Below are 19,060 nucleotides of genomic sequence, written 5' to 3'. Positions count from 1 at the left end.
TAGAGAAAAAGTATTTACTGAAAGATTGATTCACATCAGAAGAACTTTTTGGTCGCAAAAACTAATATCATTAGTTATAATAAAGTGAATATTCTTAATTTTAAGAAGGTAGGGTGGAATATATGCGATTCATCCGCGAAAATACCGTTTATCAATTGACATTCTTGCCGCGTTTTTTCCCTGTAAATTGCTACCTGATTGAGGAGGATGAGGAATTAACATTGATTGATGCTGCCTTGCCTTATAGTGCGAAAGGAATTTTGAAAGCGGCGGAAGATATCGGAAAACCCATCACACGTATCCTTCTCACTCATGCACACGAGGATCATGTGGGAGCGCTGGATGCGTTAAAACAGAATCTTCCGAATGTGTCCGTCTATGTTTCAGAGCGCGACAACCGCCTGATGTCCGGAGACAGGTCGTTGGATCCGAACGAACCTAATACACCGATTCGTGGGGGAGTACCGAAAAAACTACAGACACGGGCAGATGTCTTACTAAAAGAGGGCGATCGAATCGGCTCGTTGATAGCAATTGCCACGCCGGGACATACGCCCGGTTCCATGTCATTTCTCGATACACGAAATGACGCTTGTATTGTAGGCGACGCGTTCCAAACGAGAGGAGGCATCGCTGTATCGGGGCGCTTACAGCCGTTGTTTCCATTTCCGGCAATGGCTACTTGGAATAAAGAAGTTGCTCTTAAAAGCGCATATAAAATACGTGAATATCGACCATCCTTACTAGGAGCAGGGCATGGGAATATGTTGGAGCAACCAGGAACAGCTATCGACCGTGCCATAGCCAATGCAGAACGTAATTTCAAATCGATCCAAGCCGGGAAGGAGTGACGCAATTGTCTCCTAGAATGGGTCTAGACTTATACACGATTTTACAAACGGCAGCAGAAATTGCCGACAAAGAGGGACTTGAAGCTGTCACTTTGGCGACGTTGGCGAAAAAACTTGGCATCCGCCCCCCGTCTTTGTACAACCACATCGAAGGATTGCACGGCTTGAGAAAGCAACTCGCAGTTTACGGTCTCAAACAACTATATAGCACGCTGGCAGATGCGGCTGTCGGACGGTCTGGCGATGATGCGGTGCATACGTTGGGAAAAGCTTATGTGTCTTTTGTCCGAGCCCATCCCGGCTTATATGAAGCAACCTTGCAATCGCCTGATCCACTCGATCCTGAAATACAACGAGCGGGAGATGAGATTGTGAAACTAACTCTGCGAGTGCTTCACGTATATAAATTGGAAGACGAAACAGCCTTGCATGCTGTACGTAGTTTGCGAAGCATGTTCCATGGTTTTTCATCCCTTGAACGGAAAGGAGGCTTTGGACTTCCACTTGATCGTAACGAGACCCTCCGGTTTCTCATCGATACCTTTCTGGTCGGTATTCATCAGAAACGGAAATCAACAGATGTGATCCAGTCTCGAAATGAAAAAACATCTCATGATCCCAAAAAAGGAGAATGAACACGGAGATGAATATGTTTCTGATTAGAAGGATTTGTTCTGGTTCAGTTTCTCTATGTAAAGAAATAAATTCATTCATTTTATGGTTGATTTTTCCAATGACATCATTTATTGTAATAATTGCAAGCAAATACTTACATTCATTTCAGAAAGTTGGATGAACATGAATGAATTAAATGATAAAAAAACGACATCCGAACGAATTATTGAAGCCTTTATCGAATTATTTCGCGATTATGGATATAAAGGTGCGACAACTCGTGCTATTGCAGAACGAGCGGGTGTTAATGAAGTGACAATCTTCCGACATTTCGGTAATAAAAAAGGTATTATGGAAGCAGCGCTTCAATCCATTTCATATAGTCCGTTTTTGGAAAAGATAATAAATGAGGAAATGACTTGGGACCTAGAGCATGATTTGTGGGTAATCGCCGAAGGATATCAAACGTATATGGAAAAAATAAAAGATTTAATTTTAATTAGTTTTCGAGAGGCTGGATTGTTTCCAGAGCTCAATAATACTATCGTGATCATTCCAAAACAATTAAAAACAAATTTAGTTTCTTATTTTACGGAAATGAAAAGAAGGGGAAAAATAATTGATACAAACATTGAATTTCAGGCCATGAATTTTATTTGGCTGAATTTTGGATACTTTCTTTCTAAAGCTCGTTTTGGCGATAGCCTCATTTCCGATTCGAACCATGATTTTTTGAAACATAGTGTTCAACTTTTTTCTAGAGGGTTATCTCTCTAGAAAAATTTTTAAATAAATTGCAAGTATGTACTTGCTTTAATAATAAAGAGGATGAACATGAAAACATTAAAAGGATTTTTTAAACATTCCGAAACTATTATTGGGATTTTAACTGCATTTGTTTTTCTGCTTATTTTTTTCTGCGTATGGATGACTGCGTATGACGGCGTCACCGATCGGGTTCATCAATTGAAAGTGGGATTAGTTAACCAAGACGACCAACTTGGATTAACTATGGAAAAGACTCTCATTGAAAATTTACCGTTTAAAACGAAAGTTTACCATTCGGTTGATTCAGCAAAAAAAGAAATGAATAAACGAAAATTGGATATGGTGATTCAAATTCCTGAGAATTTCACAAGTCAACTGCAGAAGAATGATGAAACGGAGATAAAGTATTTGATTAATCAAGCTAATTCTTCCTTAGCTAAACAAATCATGGATGGAACACATCAAAGGATATTACGGAAAAAATGAATGAAAAGATATATACTTATAAACAGAAGGTGATTGTTTCCAATTTGTCTAATCAAATAAAGAATGAAATTCCATCTAAAGAGGTAGCCCAACATTTATCTAGCAACATTTCAGAAGTCTTTCAGTCGTTAAAAGTTCATTCTGTTCAAGCATCTATTGAAAAAGTGAACAATGTAAAAGGTTTTGCGGTAACGATGGTTCCTTTATTAGTAGTTCTTTCTTCATGGGTAGGGGCTATGATTATGAGTCTTAATCTTCATATTGTTGCAAAAAATTAAAAAATTCTTACAGTAAATGGTCTATCTTTTTAACAAGACAGGTTATTAACATTGATGCTTCCATTCTATTAGCGGTTATTACTTTGTTGTTTTTAAATATTTTTAATATTCATTTAAATGAAACTATATTTAAAGCTAGTATATTTCAAATATTAGTTTTTTTCTCTTTCTTAAGCTTCACACAAATGTTTGTCGTTTTATTTGGTTTCGCCGGTATGGTATTCAATATTTTATCCCTTTCACTGCAATTGGTCACGTTTGGAGTGATCGTTCCAAAAGAAATGCTATCTAACTTTTATCAAACTATAGGTTCGTTTTTACCTGCTTCTTATGTTGCTAACGGGTACTACACTTTGACGTTTGGAGGAGAAAGTCTATCAACCGATATGATGCCTCTATTGCTAGTGTCCGTTATTACTCTTTTTGTATCAGTGGTAAAGGTTCTTTTTCAACAAAACAGTGTATTAGAGTCCATTGAGGGAAGAGGGAAGGGAATAGTATGAAAGTCGTTATCTTAGATGATTGGGAGAAGTCTTTTTTCTGCAATCCACAGTTAGAGATTTTAAAAAAACATTTTGAAGTAGAGATATACCATGATAAGCCAACAAATGAAATACTGATCAATCGCATTTCAGATGCAGACATAATTATCCCTATTAGAGAAAGAACGAAATTTACAAAGGAAATCTTACAACAACTAAAAAAAGTAAAACTTATTGCCCAAACGGGTGCAGGTCTAGCTCATATTGATATGGAAGAAGCAAATCGTTTAAATATTCCTGTATCTACAACTCCAGGCGGCTCTGCTGCGGTAGTTGAATTAATTTTTGGATTTATGATTGCTTATTCAAGACAATTAATCACAATTCATCAAGAAATGAAAAGCGGGAATTGGCCCTGTTCGGTTGGATTTGGTTTGGAAGGTAAGACCATTGGAATCATTGGTTTAGGAAAAATTGGTTCAGGGGTTGCTAAAGTGGCAAAAGCTTTCAATATGAACGTTTTAGCTTGGGGACCGCGATTAACACAGGAAAGGGCCTCGGAACAAGGCGTTGCTTATACTTCTCTTGAAAATCTCTTACAACAATCACATTTTGTTGTGATAGCTATAAGATTGGTACCTGAAACTAGAAAATTACTTACTAAAAGTCATTTTAACCTGATGAGGAAAGATGCTTTCCTTATTAATACATCTAGAGGAGATGTATTGGATGAAGAAGCATTAGTGCACGCTTTAAAAGAAAAACAAATTGGTGGAGCAGGACTTGACGTATTTTCTCAAGAACCCCTTAGTCCGGATAGTCCATTATTAAAATTGGATAATGTCATCCTATCTCCTCATATTGGGTGGAAAACAGATAACATGTTTAATAAGTTCTTGACTGTGTCGATAGAAAATATTGTCTCTTATTTTATCCATAATCATCCAATAAGAATTGCCAACCCGGAGGTTCTAAAAAAGCTCAATAAATGAATAACTACTATACAAGTAGTTTAGATATGAATATTCGTTGGTTGCTTGGTTCGTGAAAGAATGATGGTAGAGCTGTTTAAAGATAAAAACCATATTATATTGGTTTTCATTTAATACAAGAATAGATCGTTTGGATTAGAATGTCATGAACCAATAAAACCACCATTTTTGAAGATATTATTGATTATATGTAGGAGGAATTGGCTCATTTGTCTAAAACTAATAGATGGAAAGCATTTATTATTTTTGTGATCATTATGATTTTGATTTATAAATTTGTCCCGACTGAATATAAATTTATTTCTATTGTCCTTTTTCCAATCGTATATTGGTTTATCTATGATTTTTTCTTAGCCACAAAGCATAAGCGAGATTAATCTGGAAGAAAAAAAGAAGAACACTGTGCTTGAGCTCGGACACAGCCTTCTAAACCAAAAATGCAAGCGGCCGGTAAATAGCTGCCCTCATTTTTCATCAAACGATAATTGAAAAAGTGACCGACGAAAATGTAGACTCATTTGGAGATTGTAAGGGAATGGGGACTCTGTGAGAGTATCAAATTTTCATGGCGTGACATGATAGGTAATATTTGTAAATAATTTAAAAATGGCGGTGAAGATCATGTTAGGAATAAACGTAAAAAGGAAGTAATCATATTGTGATCACATGGCAGTTAACGAAGGTGGAATCCCCATTTCCGACATCGAAGGGATATCACTTGATAACACGTACGCCGGGGAAGATAAGAATCGGCACTCCTTTTGCTACGACGGATAGAGTAGTCATTAAAACGAAAAAAGAGACATATATCCTATTCACAACAAATTCAAATGACATATTAAATAAAATTCAATCTTATTAATGACCATAAGGCAGTCCAATTGAGTGCCTTTTATGATTTTATTATTTAAATATTTGCGGAACTGTAAAAAGCAAAATATTGTCATACTCTAAAAAACACAAATACCACCATTCATTATGTAAACGGTGGTAAAAAAAATGGTCTAATTTTATCCTTTAAGAGCAACCATTGAGCAGTTAGCTTTTTGCAAGGTTTAATTGCCACGATACACCATATTGATCTTCCACCCAACCAAACTTTTCACTAAAAGGATAAGAAGATAAAGGCATTAAAACTTTGCCGTTTTGAGACAACTGCTCAAATGCTTTGTTGATTTCTTCTTCATTATCGCAATTTACAAACAGTGACATTGCAGGTGTAAAAGGGTGTTCTTGTTTATTGTTATCGATCGCCATAAATGTTTGTCCTTTTAACGTGAATGTCGCATGTAATACCGACCCATCTTCATGATGGAAAACACTGTTGATTTCTGATGGGTGAAATACAGAGGTGTAAAAATTCATTGCCTCTTCAGCTTTGCCATTGAACATGAAACACGTAGTAATTTTTTGATTTTCCAATTAAATCAACTCCTTTTCTACATAAAAGAACAACCCTCAGCTTCGTTATAAGAAATAAGGGAATGTATGTTCTTGTTTCTAAATTATCCGCGAATGGAAACTGATTGTCAATTGCAATCGTCATCATTTTAGCTTATTTAACAAAAATATTCACATCATTTTTAAAATAAATACTTAAAAAAGGATGCCATTTTATTTTTCAGTCAAAAGAAATCCAAAATGGAGTACGAATGATATTTTCATTCGCTTTCCTTTTGTATTAGTCCAATATATATATAGCGTTCCATTTCCATTGATTTTTGTAAGGGGTGGGTGTTCGAAAGTTTTCCGTTGAAAAAGATGATAAGCAGTAGGTGATTTGATATCTCGAAAAATATGGTTATAATAAAACTATGGATACCATGATGATGTTAAAAGCTCTTTCCAATGAAACAAGATATAATATTTTAAAATGGTTAAAACATCCTGAACAACATTTTGGCCCTCATTTGCATGTACCGAATCATGACGATTTTAAAGGGGGAGTTTGTGTAGGAGATATACAAGAAAAGGCTGGCTTGGCTCAATCTGTCGTTTCAAATTATTTGTTGATGATGCAGAAAGCAGGGCTTTTGGAGTCAAAACGGATTGGAAAATGGACGTATTACCGACGCAATGAAAAAATGATTCGGGAATTTATTGAACAATTGGATAAGGACTTATAGGCAAAAAAATTTTGCCTATATCATTATAATTAGTATATCTAAATATATAGATATATAGAATTTTTATGAGAGGAAAATTGGTATGGATATGAAAACGAACAAAAAAAGATTGCATGACATTGAAATTTCTGTTTTGGACTTAGCTCCGGTACTATCGGGGAAAACACCAGCTGATTCTTTTCGGAATAGTTTAGATCTTGCTCAACATGTGGAACAATGGGGATTTAAGCGTTATTGGCTGGCAGAACATCATAATATGGAAGGGATTGCAAGTTCCGCTACTTCTGTCTTAATCGGTTACATTGCTGGAGGAACATCTACAATTAGAGTAGGATCTGGCGGAGTCATGCTGCCAAATCACGCTCCTCTTGTTGTTGCTGAGCAATTTGGCACATTAGAGTCTTTGTATCCCGGCCGAATTGATTTAGGATTAGGACGCGCACCCGGAACAGATCAAATGACGGCGATGGCGTTAAGACGTCATTTAAAAGGATCTGATTCGGAGTTTCCAAAAAATGTACAGGAATTACTCCATTATTTTTCGTCTAAAAGTAATCGCAAATCTTATGTTCGAGCGATTCCTGGCGAAGGCTTAAATGTTCCTATTTGGTTGCTTGGTTCAAGTACTTACAGCGCTCAGCTTGCGGCTTTGCTCGGTTTGCCTTTTGCTTTCGCGAGTCATTTCGCTCCAACACATATTTTCGACGCTCTCAAGATATATCGAGATCGATTTCAACCATCTGAAAATCTAAAAGAACCGTATGCGTTAGCATGTGTGAACGTGATCGCTGCAGACACGGATGAAGAAGCGAAACGTCTAGCCACCTCTTTATATCAATTCTTCTTAGGTGTGACACGCGGGACTTCCAAGCCTTTGCAACCGCCTGTTGAAAGTATGGATGGAATGTGGAATGAATTTGAAAAAGAAGCCGTCCGCCATCAAGTGTATTATACTTTTGTTGGATCGAAAAAGACGGTAAAAGAAGAACTCCAAGAATTTTTAGATAAAACACAAGTGGATGAATTAATGGTGGTATCTCACATATATGATCATTCAGCACGACTGCGTTCCTATGAGATTTTATCTGAAATATGGAACGAAAAAACAGAAGATTAAACCCTAACCAACTTTTCAGTTTCTAGTAAGTTCCATTATACTCTCATAGCTTTGAAACCTGCTTACAATAAAGATGGAACCATTTAGTTGTATTACTTTTTTAATTTGAAGAGACTGTTTTGAAAAAATGATGGTTGAAATGAGGGATAAGACATTAAAAGAGCCCTTCAAACATAAAGAAGGGCTCTTTCCACGCCTTTTTTTGTTAGGAAATTTTAGTTCACTTTAAATTTAAAAACCAAACTTGTTAATTGAACAGACATGTCTGATAAATGATCGGCATCTTCTTGGACGCTCAAAATGTTTTGAGTGTGGTTTTGAGAGAATTTCGCAATTTTACTTATAATGGCACTGACATTTTGTGAAAGTTCATTCATTTCATTAACAGCTGCGGAAACTTCTTCTGAACTGGAAGATAATTCTTCCGTTGTAGCAGAAATCTCTTGTATTTTAGAAGATATTTCTTCGAAAGAGAGTATAATTTCATGAATTTTTGATTGAGTTTGTTTAGCAGAAGTGCTTCCGACCACTATATGATCTTTCACATCGCCTATTAGCTGGACGGTACGTTCTGTTTCATCTTGAACCTTCGTGATGATATCGGCAATATGATTCACTGATTGTAAGGATTGTTCAGCTAATTTGCGGACTTCATTGGCAACAACTGCAAACCCTCTTCCAGCTTCTCCATCCCTTGCTGCTTCGATCGATGCATTTAATGCTAAAAGATTGGTTTGATCTGAAATGCTTTGTATCATTTTCAATATCTCTCCAATTTTACTTGATTGGTCTTGGAGACGATAGATGCTATTGACCGATTCATCCACAACGGAACGAAGAGACTCGATATTCTTCACCATATTATCCAGTTCAGTTTTCCCTTCACTGGCTTTTTGTGATGCACTTGTAGCTAATTCTGAGACGTTGGAAGCGCTATCGGCAATATGATTAATTCCCGTTACCATCTCTTCCACTGCTATCGTGCTTTGATTAGACATTTCACTATGGTTTTCTGCGTTAGCTGAAACTTCTTGAATATGTCTATTCATTTCTTTCGTTGCTTCTAATACTTCAGCCGATGTTTTTTGCAGCGTTTCAGAAGATTGATTTACTTTATTGGCACTCTCCCCGACATTCGTTATTAAGTATCGTAAACTATACAGAAATTGATTAAATGAGTTGGCTAAAAGACCAATTTCATCTTTTGACTTGATCTTAAGTTCTTTCGTAAGATCTCCTTTTCCTTTGGAAATTTCATCTAACTGTTTTTGAATTTTCGTCAATGGACGAATGATGGAAGAAATGAAAAAGGCCCCTATAAAGATCGAAATGACCGACACAATGATGAAAACAGTGATCAGGATCCATTGATACATTTGATTTGATTTTTTGATAGACGTCAATTCCGAATGAACATGACTATTCATTGATTCTACTAGCTTTTCTACTTGAGGGTCTAAATTTTGCTTTCGTAACGTTCTTTCTTCATTAAAATGAATATTTTTTGCTTCATTTAGATTTTTTGCAGAAAACATCGCATCTTTTAACTGATAATATTGTTGTAAAGTATTATTGACATTGGATAAAAGATGATTCAGATCATTGTCGTTAGATAATTTTCGTATGGCAGACAGATCTTTTTGTATTTCTGCTTTTTTTTGCTCCGTCTCTGACTCAAATGACTTGTCGCCCGTCAGTAAATAGCCTCGTTCATCGTTTGAAATTCCTGCTAATCTATATTGGATATGTGTAAGTAACTCAACTTTCGCACACAGAAATATGAAGACAGTCCTTGATATAACGAGGTAAAGAAGTAATCCAATTGGACAGTTGACACTGAAAAATGTCCATACTCAAATAAACCTTAGCTTCAGCCAAAGTTTGGAAAAGAGAAATCAATTGTAGTAAAGCCGTTTTAAAGTCCATCTCCTTTACTTCGTCACATAGAAACAAGAATAAGTTGCCCATGGTCTTCGGATCCTCTTCTTTCCGAAGTTGCCAAGCAATCAAGATATACCGAGTGAAGACAATGGTAGTATGGCTAATCATCATGTCATAGGAACGACCTTGAAACTCTTTGGCTAAATGTAAAAACGATTTACTGAATTTAAAAAAGGTTTCAATGTCCCAACGCATCCCATAGATTCGAACGATTTCTTCATTAGACAGCGTGGTATCTGTACTCAAAATGGCTAGCCATTCACTTTGGTTGTTTCGATTCCGCACAAACACGATTTTCACTGGTAAACCCGTATGAAGGGTTGCGTGAATCGAGCCGAGTGTTTCTTTTTTGCCAATGTCTCGTTTCGCTTTTCGATACAGTTGTTCCAAGGTTAAACGTTCTCCGTTGAAAAGATACCGTTGTTTCAGCTGTTTGACCATACCAATGACAAAAAGGCCTTTGGAGTGAATCTTCTCCACCAACGGGGCATGAGTAAACCATGTATCCATGAGCACATAATCAGCGAAAATTCCTTTATCCAATGCATGTTCTACTAATTTCAACACCATGTTTGGTTTTGCTTCCAATGCCTCGAGCCGTCGTTTGTAGCCTGTGGTTCGTTTATCAATGGACGAATGGATTTCGTTCAAGCGATTCTTTTGGTTCGCTGAACTCAAAAGAGCGAAATCGATAGGTACAAATGTAAAGCCATCGGACCATCCGAGCGTTAATAGTTGAAAACCATTGACAAACTGACGAGTGGAATGATCGAATACTTTAGCTAGAAGCTCAACCGATTTACTACGGTTACGAGAATAAATCGAATCGTCTACAATAAACACGGTAACACGGCGCTTCGAAATCGTTTGTTTCACACGACGAATCACTTCGGAGCTCAGAGATAGTAAAAAGGTTCTCCAGTTATACGTAGACGAGTTCAAAAAACGATAAATGGTATCTTTTCCTGGTAAATCGGCAGCCTTTTTGCTTTGTAAGGCGTGGTACCAGTTTCTGTATTGAAAAACAAGAAGAAATAATAGTTGAAAAATCGATAAACAAGAATAACCACAAGCCTTGATAATTCCTGCTTTTCTTAAATGATTACCAATTTGTAATTCAGAAAATCCGTCTTTTATTTCTTTTGGTAATTGCGCAAAATACTCTTTTTTCGTTATCATAATGGTGACACCTTTCTTTCTTTGGTTTTTGGTTTGGTCACCAATAGTTTACCAAAAGAAAGAGGTGTCTTTTTGTTTTTTAGACGAATTTTTTCAGTGTCAAGTGAATATGAGATACCCAAAGAAACCTATCAAATCAAGGATTATTCATAAATTTTTCACTGCGAAAGTTGAGTAAGTAATTTTTGTATTTCTTTCATTTTTTCTATACGAACGACTTCTTCAGAATTCTTTTTTTGATAGGAAATAAAGTATACTCCGAATGCTGCTAGACAAAGTATAAAAATAGACACTAGCATTACTAATCTTTGTTTAATTGTTAGTCTCAACATGGTTGTTTTTCTCCTCCGAGTATTATATTTGTCGAATTTTTGTCATGAAAATTATAACAATAAAAGGAAAATATTACTATATATAATCAAATCTTTACATTTTCTTAACAAAATGGGATCCATTTAAGAATAATCCAGTCTAAAAGGCCTATTTTTTAACGCGAAATGGAGTAGGATAAAAGTCTAAATCTTGTTGTATTTTCAATCTCGAATGAAACGAAAAAAATTTCAAATTATTCTTTACAAATTTTGTAGTTTCGTATATATTCTTTTTGTAAGTGAATATGGAATTCAAACTAGGGGTGTCCAATGAGTTGGGCTGAGAAAGAAACACGATGAAGTTTCTTAACCCTCAGGACCTGATCTGGTTCATACCAGCGTGGGGAAGTTAGTATTTTAAGATGAAAACCTATTTTTGCGGATGCTTCATACTAACATTTCCCGGGTCTGCCATAAAGGCCCGGGTTTTTCATGCTGTGGGTGGACTCTAGATTTTGTCCTTTTTAAACTATTAAAAAGGAGCGAATTGTCTAATGGTCAACCATTCAAGCAACGATGCGATTTCTATTATGTCCGGCTTTCCGGGAAGCAAAAAAGTCTATGTGGAAGGGTCTAGGCCCGATATTCGAGTGCCTATGCGCGAAATTGCATTAAGCCCAACGAACGGATCGTTTGGCAAAGAAGAAAATCGCCCAGTGCGTGTTTACGACACCAGCGGGCCCTATACAGATCCAAATGTGTCGATTGATATTCGCAAAGGATTGCCTCCATTACGTCGGAAATGGGTTTTGGAACGTAATGATGTGGAAGAATATGAAGGCCGTCAAGTGAAACCGGAAGATAACGGTTATCAAAAAAAGGACCCGAGAGCCGAACAATTTGTTTTTCCAGGATTAAAACGAAAACCTTTACGTGCCAAAAAAGGAAAAAATGTGACTCAATTGCATTATGCCCGCAATGGAATCATTACTCCGGAAATGGAGTTTATCGCTATAAGAGAAAATGTCAGCCCTGAATTTGTACGAGAAGAAGTGGCTAAGGGGCGTGCCATTATACCGGCTAACATTAATCATCCAGAAAGTGAACCCATGATCATCGGAAGAAATTTTCATGTGAAAATTAATGCGAATATTGGGAATTCAGCTGTTACGTCTTCCATTGATGAAGAAGTGGAAAAAATGACTTGGGCTACTCGTTGGGGAGCGGATACGTTGATGGATCTTTCCACCGGGAAAAATATTCACTCCACTCGTGAATGGATTATTCGAAACTGTCCGGTTCCTGTCGGGACGGTGCCGATTTATCAAGCTTTGGAAAAAGTAAATGGGGTCGCGGAAGATTTAAGCTGGGAGGTGTTCCGCGATACGTTAATTGAACAGGCGGAACAAGGAGTGGATTATTTTACAATTCATGCCGGCGTTCTGCTGCGCTACATACCGTTAACAACAAAGCGTGTAACAGGTATTGTGTCTCGAGGCGGCTCCATCATGGCTCAATGGTGCCTTGCTCATCATGAAGAAAACTTCTTATATACTCATTTTGAAGAAATTTGTGAGATCATGAAATCGTATGATGTTTCATTTTCGTTAGGAGACGGGCTTCGTCCGGGATCCATTGCCGATGCTAATGATGAAGCACAGTTTGCGGAACTGGAAACATTAGGAGAACTTACAAAAATCGCTTGGAAGCATGATGTTCAAGTGATGATTGAAGGACCGGGGCATATCCCTATGCACAAAATCAAAGAAAATGTGGATAAACAAATGGAAATTTGTCATGAAGCGCCATTCTATACATTAGGACCTTTAACGACGGATATAGCACCGGGCTATGATCATATTACATCAGCGATCGGTGCAGCCATGATTGGTTGGTACGGAACAGCCATGCTCTGTTACGTAACACCAAAGGAGCATTTAGGTTTGCCAAATAAAGACGATGTAAGAGAAGGCGTCATCGCTTACAAGATCGCCGCGCATGCAGCGGATTTAGCAAAAGGACATCCAGGGGCTCAAGAACGGGACGATGCTCTTTCGAAAGCGCGGTTTGAATTTCGTTGGCGGGATCAATTTCATCTTTCTCTCGATCCGGAAAGAGCCATGGAATACCATGATGAAACTTTGCCGGCGGAAGGCGCGAAAACAGCCCATTTTTGTTCTATGTGCGGTCCGAAATTCTGCAGCATGAGAATTTCTCATGACATCCGTGAAATGGCGCAAGGACAAAACCTTGAGTTGAAAGCTGTGATTGATAAAGGGTTGAAAGAAAAAGCAGATGAATTTAGAAAAACCGGCGGCGAAATTTACCGGTAATTCCTTTACCCGTCCATCATTATCCCCCTCCGTTATATGAGGGGGATATTTTTAAAAACAGGAATTTAAATAGAAGCTAAGCGTTTTAAATAGCTTTACCAACCTAATGGTTTTCATGTTCTGTTAATTCGGATAAGGGAACTGTTTGTTCATGTTCCGGTTGATCGAGGGGATAGATTCTGGCCTTTTCGTTTTGTTCATCTACCTGTTGGATATAGACAGGCGTTCCTTCGTATGTCACATTTGCCATAACGGGGGATGCAGCAATTTCTTTAGCCCTCTGTATATTCATATATAAAACCTCCTTTTCATTCACGGATAATCTTATTATGGAAACGATGGTGGGTTCATATACAATCAAAAACCTTCCATAAAGAATAAGATTCAATAGGAACATTTTCTCTTTGGATTAGATCCATAACTGTTCTTTTTAAACCGCAAAATATCATATCATGAAGAGGTTCTGATTCTTTTTTGCACAGAAAATGGATGAAAAACGCCAAATGTATGGATTCGTCAGTTCTCGGCTCAAAGGATACCATTTTAACAAGAATAGTGATTCATCCCCTTCCTCTTTAGGTGGGGGATGAATCGCTATTTTATTTTCTCTTCTATCCTACTATAATAACAAAAACATAAAAAAAAGGAGGTGAATCTCACCATGTATCGAGGACAGAAAGTGTATTTTTCCGCTTCGAAAGACACCATCCAGCAACTAATGGAATGTAATCGAATTTCCGCTCAAATTTGGAATGATTGTCTCACCGAAGCTAGAAATTACTACCTTCAACACAAAAAATGGATTGGCAAAACGGAATTGCAAGCCCTTCTCAAAGGAAAATATCGCTTACACAGTCAAAGTATCCAAGCGGTGGCTCATAAATATCTTTTTGCCAGAGACAGCACTCACAAAGCTATCCAAAAGGGTATCAAAACCGCTAAGTATCCCTATAAACAAAAGAAATACTTCAATACGAAGTGGGTAGACAAAGCCTTCACCATTTCTGATAATGGGAAAATAACTTTGTCGTTAGGTACACATGGCGGTAAACGCATTCCACCGCTGGTGGTCTATGCCAAAAATTTGCCGAAAGGAACCATTAAAGAAATCGAATTGTGTTATGACCATGGTTTATACCTTTCGGTATCGTATGACGATGGGCAAGAAACTCTTCCTTATACGCCTCAACACTCCGCAGCAGTCGATATGGGCGAAATTCATACCATTGCTTTGTTTTGCGACAATGGGGAAAGTGTTCTTCTGTCAGGTCGGAAACTTCGCAGTACCCACCGTCTTCGCAACAAGAAACTTCGAGAATTGCAAAAACTTCAGAGCCAATGCAAAAAAGGCTCTCGGAGGTGGAAGAAATACCAACGGGCGAAGCGGTATATCCTTTCGAAAAGTGAACGACAGTTGCGAGATGCCTTTCACAAAACCACCAAAGCGTTTGTAGATTGGTGCATCCAACAAAGCGTTTCGGATGTGTATGTCGGCAATCCCGAAGGGGTACAGAGACACACGAAAAAGAAAAGACGGAAAAACGTCAATCAGAAACTCTCCAACTGGAGCTTTGGCAAAGTAAAGCAATATCTGGAATACAAATGCCAAAGCAAAGGTATCAAGGTAACGTTTGTGAATGAAGCGTACAGCAGTCAAACATGTCCTGTTTGCCAACGAAAAAAGAAAGTGCGCACCCGAATGTATCATTGCCATTGTGGATACACTTCTCATCGGGATATTCATGGAGCAAAGAATATCTTGAGCCAAGCGTTATACGGTTCCTTTGAACCTTGGGGACAGGAGAAGATTCCAACGTATCTACGACCCGCATAAACGGGGAGTAGTAGATGGTGCGACCCCACCCACCGCAAGGTGTAGCTTCTTTTAGAACGTGGAAGATTCCCATCTTTCGAAGAAGAGAAACGCCGAAAGGTGTTTCGTGGAAGTTTCTATGTTTGGCAGAGAAGAAACCCCCATTTCTATAAGTGGCGGGAGGTTCATTAGATCATCAGATTCTAAAAGTTTTACGAAGTTCAATTGTTTGACATCCATCACTGTATCCATTAGAATTGCAGTAATCTTCTTAATGAGGATCGATTTAGTAGGTTTCAGGGCAGGCGACAATCTCTGTCGTTACTTTGACGGTAATAGGACTGTTGGTTGAACACCTACAAGCAAGTGATGGTTTTTGTGAGAATGATTTTACAGAGAAGTTGCTTATGAAAATGGAGTTGTTTTAAAGAAATAAGCATTGGTTATGGTATACTATGAATGAGCCCCTAAGAAGAAAACAGACTTGTTCAGACAAGATAGCGAATGATTCTAAACTTGACAAAAATTAAACAATATCCGTGATATTGATTTAATTTTTTCTTTTTTCATCATACTGTAAATTTTATTGTTACAGATTTTTCGCCTAGAACGATGAAAATAAAAGGCATTTCGTGAACAAAAAAGAGGAGGGGATCTGAATGGCCAGCAATTTCAGATTGGAAATAGGAGATTGGATAAAAGGGAAGACCCGTAATGGAGAATTGCTACAAGGTTATATAGATATGACGGATCCTTTGAGGGGGGTGGTCAAAGTAACCGTTGTAAAGTCCGACAATGAAAAATTGGTCGGAAAAACGATCGGAATGTTGGAAAAAAACGTTGAAAAATTAGCTCTCTCCGATACGATGAGCGAAGAGGAAATTCTCTATTTAATCGATTTGGCTCTTTTGACAAAAGATGAAGAATGGTTCATGGAATTGTCTGCGAAACTGTCAACATTAAAAAGCGACAATCAAAAATCGGATATGAAAAATTCCGTTTGTCCAAAGGATAGAAACGGACTGAAGAGAACTGATTCAAGAGGCTGACAATAGAAGAACAATTCGGGTATGGAACGACTGAATGAAGGACGCTCATATAAGAAATAATATGGTGATATGAAAGACTACAATTGAATGATCATGTAGAAATGCCAATAATCAGATTTTATCGACCTTGAATTGAGATCGTCTTGTGTGAAGCTATCCAAGCAGGTGCTGAATTTCAACCAATTTAGTTCAATTGCTCATGATAAAAAAATCATAATGATTGGAATTTATGATAAAGGAAACAGCTAGCGGTAGTTGAGTTGTTTCCTTTCAATCATTTTACAATCTTAGTTTAGTAGATGATTGGAGGAACAGTATAGATGAATTCTAAATATACACCATTATTCGAACCCTTTACTTTTTCGAACGGAATAAAGTTGGATAATCGAATTGTAATGGCGCCCATGACCAATTTCTCTTCGAATCCGGATGGAACTGTTTCGGATCAGGAAGTGGAATATTATGTTCGCCGTTCAAAAGGTGTGGGTATGGTTATAACGGCTTGTACATACGTGACAGCGAATGGGAAAGGATTTCCTGGCCAATTCGCCGGAAATAGCGACGACATGATTCCAAGCTTGCGAAGATTGGCGACGGCAATTAAAGAAACTGGAGCAAAAGCCGTTTTGCAAATTTTCCATGGCGGTCGCTTATGTCCTCCGGAGCTCGTTCCGAATGGGGACGTTGTAAGTGCGAGCGCTGTCCCGGCAGAACGAGGTGCGGCACCTGCTGGACAGCCCGTACCTAGAGAGTTGTCGGATGCTGAAATCGAATCGATTATCCGAGATTTTGGAGAAACGACTCGACGGGCAATTGAGTCTGGATTTGATGGTGTGGAAATACACGGAGCCAATGGCTACCTTATTCAACAATTTTTCTCACCGCATTCCAATCGTCGCGAGGACCGCTGGGGAGGAAGCTTAGAAAAACGCCTTGCGTTTCCGCTTGCAGTTGTGGATGAAGTAAAAAGAATCGTCCAAACGTATGCAAAAGATCCTTTCATCGTTGGATATCGCTTTTCGCCAGAAGAACCTGAAACACCTGGAATCACGATGGCAGACACCTTGAAATTAGTGGATGCGTTGGCTGATAAACATTTGGATTATCTTCACGTTTCGCTTACAGATTTCTGGTCGACACCGAGACGCGGGGTGGAGGACAAGCGGCCGAGAATAGAACTGATCAAAGAACAAGCAGGAGATCGGGTGCCTGTCATCGGTGTAGGATCGATTTACACAGCTAATGATGCGTTAAAGGCTCTGCAAACGGGCATTCCGTTGATTGCTTTGGGTAGAGGTCTGATTATAGAACCAGATTGGGTAGAGAAAGTGAAACAAGGCAGAGAAAGCGAGATTGCCACAAAGTTAAACAAAAATGATCAGAAACGCTTAATGATTCCTGATCCACTTTGGCAAGCAATCATCTCGACACCAGGATGGTTTCCAGGCATTGAATAAACGTTTACGATGAACCAAGAATAACGGAGTTCGGAAATAAAGAAGAAGCTGGCCCCAAAAATTGGGGACCAGCTTTATTTGTGCGCCTGGCATGGGTGCAGTCTATAGGGTGAAAGTCCTGAGCCACGAAGGCAGTAGTAGCGGCTAGCTTAACGCAAGGGTGTCCGTGGTGACACGGAATCCGAAGGAAGCGAGCGGCAAACTTAGGGTCTCTCGGAACACGAACTTCATATAAGGCCAAGTATCATTGGGTGAGTTTGCAAAACAAAACAAAGCCCTTTCTGCCGAAGGTGATACAGAGTAAATGAAGCAGATGGATGGAAGGAAAGATTGCACCCTTACCCGGGGAGGTCTGACGGACACGCCAACTGAGTTGGCAACCAATTTAACGATAGATTGCTGAACAGTTAGAATTCAGCAGAAGTCATAGTACAAATAGATACGCAGATGATTGTAATATCTTTGTCAAAAGTAGAAAAGCCGGAAAGAGAGTAATGGAGAACATGACAAACTTCATAGAGAAGGGTCTAGCACTCAAGGTCAACAGGGAAAAGACGGCATTAGACCGCCCTTGGAAAAGGGATTATCTAGGTTTCAGTTTTATTTATCATAAAGAACCAAAGATAAGAATCGCTCCGAAGAGCATTCAGAAGATGAAACATAGAATCAGGAAACTAACCAGCCGTTCTCACTCTATCTCAATGGAAGAAAGAATCAAAAGGCTAAACCAGTACCTAATGGGATGGTGTGGATATTTTTCACTAGCTGACACCCCTACTGTCTTTAAGAATCTGGATAAATGGATAAGAAGAAGGCTCCGAATGATGATCTGGAAACAGTGGAAGAAGCCGAAAACGAAAATAAAGAAACTTATACAACTCGGAGTTCAACCATATAAAGCATATGAATGGGGAAATTCGAGGAAATCATATTGGAGAATCTCTAAAAGTCCCATATTACACAAAACCCTTGGCAACTCTTATTGGAGTAGCCAAGGGCTGAAAAGTCTGTACAGTAAATATGGCGAAAAGCGTCATTTATTTGATTGAACCGCCGTATACCGAACGTTACGTACGGTGGTGTGAGAGGACGGAGGTTCACCACCTCCTCCTACTCGATTAGCCAGAAATATATGAGAGGTATCTATCTTTAACAACAGCCAAATTTTGTACGAAAGCTAAATGCTTTATTCATGAACTGGGAACAGTCCAATGCGATTCGGAGAATAGTCTAGATCAAATCATCCTTCAGAGACAAATCCA

At 38.4% G+C, this 19,060-nt stretch carries 19 protein-coding genes, 1 pseudogene and 1 riboswitch; of the genes and pseudogenes, 16 read left to right on the top strand and 4 right to left on the bottom strand.

Annotated elements, in window-relative coordinates:
* Positions 1 to 122: 122 nt before the first annotated feature.
* The 9 genes from NST81_RS09575 (at position 123) to NST81_RS17640 (ending at position 5,334) form a co-directional block, all read left to right on the top strand.
* Complete coding sequence (locus NST81_RS09575; protein ID WP_340396656.1) at positions 123 to 851, top strand: MBL fold metallo-hydrolase; 729 nt, start codon at positions 123 to 125, stop codon at positions 849 to 851.
* A 5-nt stretch (positions 852 to 856) separates the two neighbouring features.
* Entirely contained in the window at positions 857 to 1,486 is a 630-nt protein-coding gene (locus NST81_RS09570; protein WP_270584091.1) for a TetR/AcrR family transcriptional regulator, read from the top strand.
* Between the two features lie 163 nt (positions 1,487 to 1,649).
* Entirely contained in the window at positions 1,650 to 2,243 is a 594-nt protein-coding gene (locus tag NST81_RS09565; protein WP_327825044.1) for a TetR/AcrR family transcriptional regulator, read from the top strand.
* Positions 2,244 to 2,300: 57 nt separating this feature from the next.
* Positions 2,301 to 2,720 (top strand): YhgE/Pip domain-containing protein, encoded by a 420-nt coding sequence (locus NST81_RS09560; protein WP_341029592.1) that lies wholly within the window; start codon positions 2,301 to 2,303, stop codon positions 2,718 to 2,720.
* Entirely contained in the window at positions 2,717 to 2,998 is a 282-nt protein-coding gene (locus NST81_RS09555; protein ID WP_341029590.1) for a hypothetical protein, read from the top strand. The genes NST81_RS09560 and NST81_RS09555 overlap by 4 nt, the downstream gene beginning before the upstream one ends.
* A 215-nt stretch (positions 2,999 to 3,213) precedes the next feature.
* Positions 3,214 to 3,501, top strand: a complete 288-nt coding sequence (locus NST81_RS09550; protein ID WP_341029589.1) for a hypothetical protein — start codon at positions 3,214 to 3,216, stop codon at positions 3,499 to 3,501.
* A complete protein-coding gene (locus NST81_RS09545) occupies positions 3,498 to 4,472 on the top strand; it encodes a D-2-hydroxyacid dehydrogenase family protein (protein WP_270584094.1) in 975 nt (324 codons plus the stop codon). The genes NST81_RS09550 and NST81_RS09545 overlap by 4 nt, the downstream gene beginning before the upstream one ends.
* Before the next feature lie 209 nt (positions 4,473 to 4,681).
* Positions 4,682 to 4,849: a hypothetical protein gene (locus NST81_RS09540; RefSeq protein ID WP_327825046.1), complete on the top strand. Its 168-nt coding sequence runs from the start codon at positions 4,682 to 4,684 to the stop codon at positions 4,847 to 4,849.
* A gap of 281 nt (positions 4,850 to 5,130) precedes the next feature.
* Entirely contained in the window at positions 5,131 to 5,334 is a 204-nt protein-coding gene (locus NST81_RS17640; protein ID WP_445662326.1) for a SunI/YnzG family protein, read from the top strand.
* A gap of 176 nt (positions 5,335 to 5,510) precedes the next feature.
* On the opposite strand, the gene NST81_RS09535 is transcribed toward NST81_RS17640, so the two are convergent.
* Complete coding sequence (locus NST81_RS09535) at positions 5,511 to 5,894, bottom strand: VOC family protein (RefSeq protein ID WP_270584783.1); 384 nt, start codon at positions 5,892 to 5,894, stop codon at positions 5,511 to 5,513.
* Positions 5,895 to 6,286: 392 nt separating this feature from the next.
* On the opposite strand from NST81_RS09535, the gene NST81_RS09530 reads away from it, so the two are divergent.
* Positions 6,287 to 6,598: an ArsR/SmtB family transcription factor gene (locus tag NST81_RS09530; protein ID WP_270584671.1), complete on the top strand. Its 312-nt coding sequence runs from the start codon at positions 6,287 to 6,289 to the stop codon at positions 6,596 to 6,598.
* An 82-nt stretch (positions 6,599 to 6,680) separates the two neighbouring features.
* Entirely contained in the window at positions 6,681 to 7,715 is a 1,035-nt protein-coding gene (locus NST81_RS09525) for an LLM class flavin-dependent oxidoreductase (RefSeq protein ID WP_327798288.1), read from the top strand.
* Positions 7,716 to 7,930: 215 nt separating this feature from the next.
* Here the strand turns inward: NST81_RS09525 and NST81_RS09520 are convergent, their stop codons facing one another.
* Together NST81_RS09520 and NST81_RS09515 are read right to left on the bottom strand one after the other, a co-directional pair.
* Positions 7,931 to 9,091 carry a methyl-accepting chemotaxis protein gene (locus NST81_RS09520; protein ID WP_445662370.1) on the bottom strand — a complete coding sequence of 387 codons (1,161 nt, stop codon included), beginning with the start codon at positions 9,089 to 9,091 and terminating at the stop codon, positions 7,931 to 7,933.
* A gap of 382 nt (positions 9,092 to 9,473) precedes the next feature.
* Entirely contained in the window at positions 9,474 to 10,835 is a 1,362-nt protein-coding gene (locus tag NST81_RS09515; RefSeq protein ID WP_003353499.1) for an IS4 family transposase, read from the bottom strand.
* A 620-nt stretch (positions 10,836 to 11,455) separates the two neighbouring features.
* Positions 11,456 to 11,570, top strand: a riboswitch (TPP riboswitch).
* A 130-nt stretch (positions 11,571 to 11,700) separates the two neighbouring features.
* Between NST81_RS09515 and thiC the strand changes: the two genes are divergently transcribed.
* Positions 11,701 to 13,479, top strand: coding sequence for a phosphomethylpyrimidine synthase ThiC (thiC, locus tag NST81_RS09510; RefSeq protein ID WP_327798289.1), 1,779 nt, complete (start codon positions 11,701 to 11,703; stop codon positions 13,477 to 13,479).
* Between the two features lie 103 nt (positions 13,480 to 13,582).
* Here the strand turns inward: thiC and NST81_RS09505 are convergent, their stop codons facing one another.
* Positions 13,583 to 13,771, bottom strand: coding sequence for a small acid-soluble spore protein H (locus NST81_RS09505; protein WP_270584668.1), 189 nt, complete (start codon positions 13,769 to 13,771; stop codon positions 13,583 to 13,585).
* 369 nt (positions 13,772 to 14,140) lie between these two features.
* On the opposite strand from NST81_RS09505, the gene NST81_RS09500 reads away from it, so the two are divergent.
* The 4 genes and pseudogenes from NST81_RS09500 to NST81_RS09485 form a co-directional block, all read left to right on the top strand.
* Positions 14,141 to 15,313, top strand: coding sequence for an RNA-guided endonuclease InsQ/TnpB family protein (locus tag NST81_RS09500; RefSeq protein WP_341029584.1), 1,173 nt, complete (start codon positions 14,141 to 14,143; stop codon positions 15,311 to 15,313).
* Positions 15,314 to 15,951: 638 nt separating this feature from the next.
* On the top strand, positions 15,952 to 16,341 hold the full coding sequence (locus NST81_RS09495; protein ID WP_341029582.1) for an IDEAL domain-containing protein: 390 nt from the start codon (positions 15,952 to 15,954) through the stop codon (positions 16,339 to 16,341).
* Positions 16,342 to 16,661: 320 nt separating this feature from the next.
* The gene (locus NST81_RS09490) at positions 16,662 to 17,798 is read left to right on the top strand and encodes an NADH-dependent flavin oxidoreductase (RefSeq protein ID WP_270584704.1); all 1,137 of its coding nucleotides are present in this window, start codon (positions 16,662 to 16,664) and stop codon (positions 17,796 to 17,798) included.
* A gap of 419 nt (positions 17,799 to 18,217) precedes the next feature.
* Positions 18,218 to 18,847, top strand: a pseudogene (locus NST81_RS09485) (group II intron maturase-specific domain-containing protein); the annotation flags it as partial.
* Positions 18,848 to 19,060: the final 213 nt, after the last annotated feature.

The organism is Bacillus sp. FSL W8-0223 (genome assembly GCF_038006805.1).
Lineage (GTDB): Bacteria > Bacillota > Bacilli > Bacillales > DSM-4216 > Bacillus_O > Bacillus_O smithii.
This window is presented reverse-complemented; position numbering and strand designations above follow the sequence as displayed.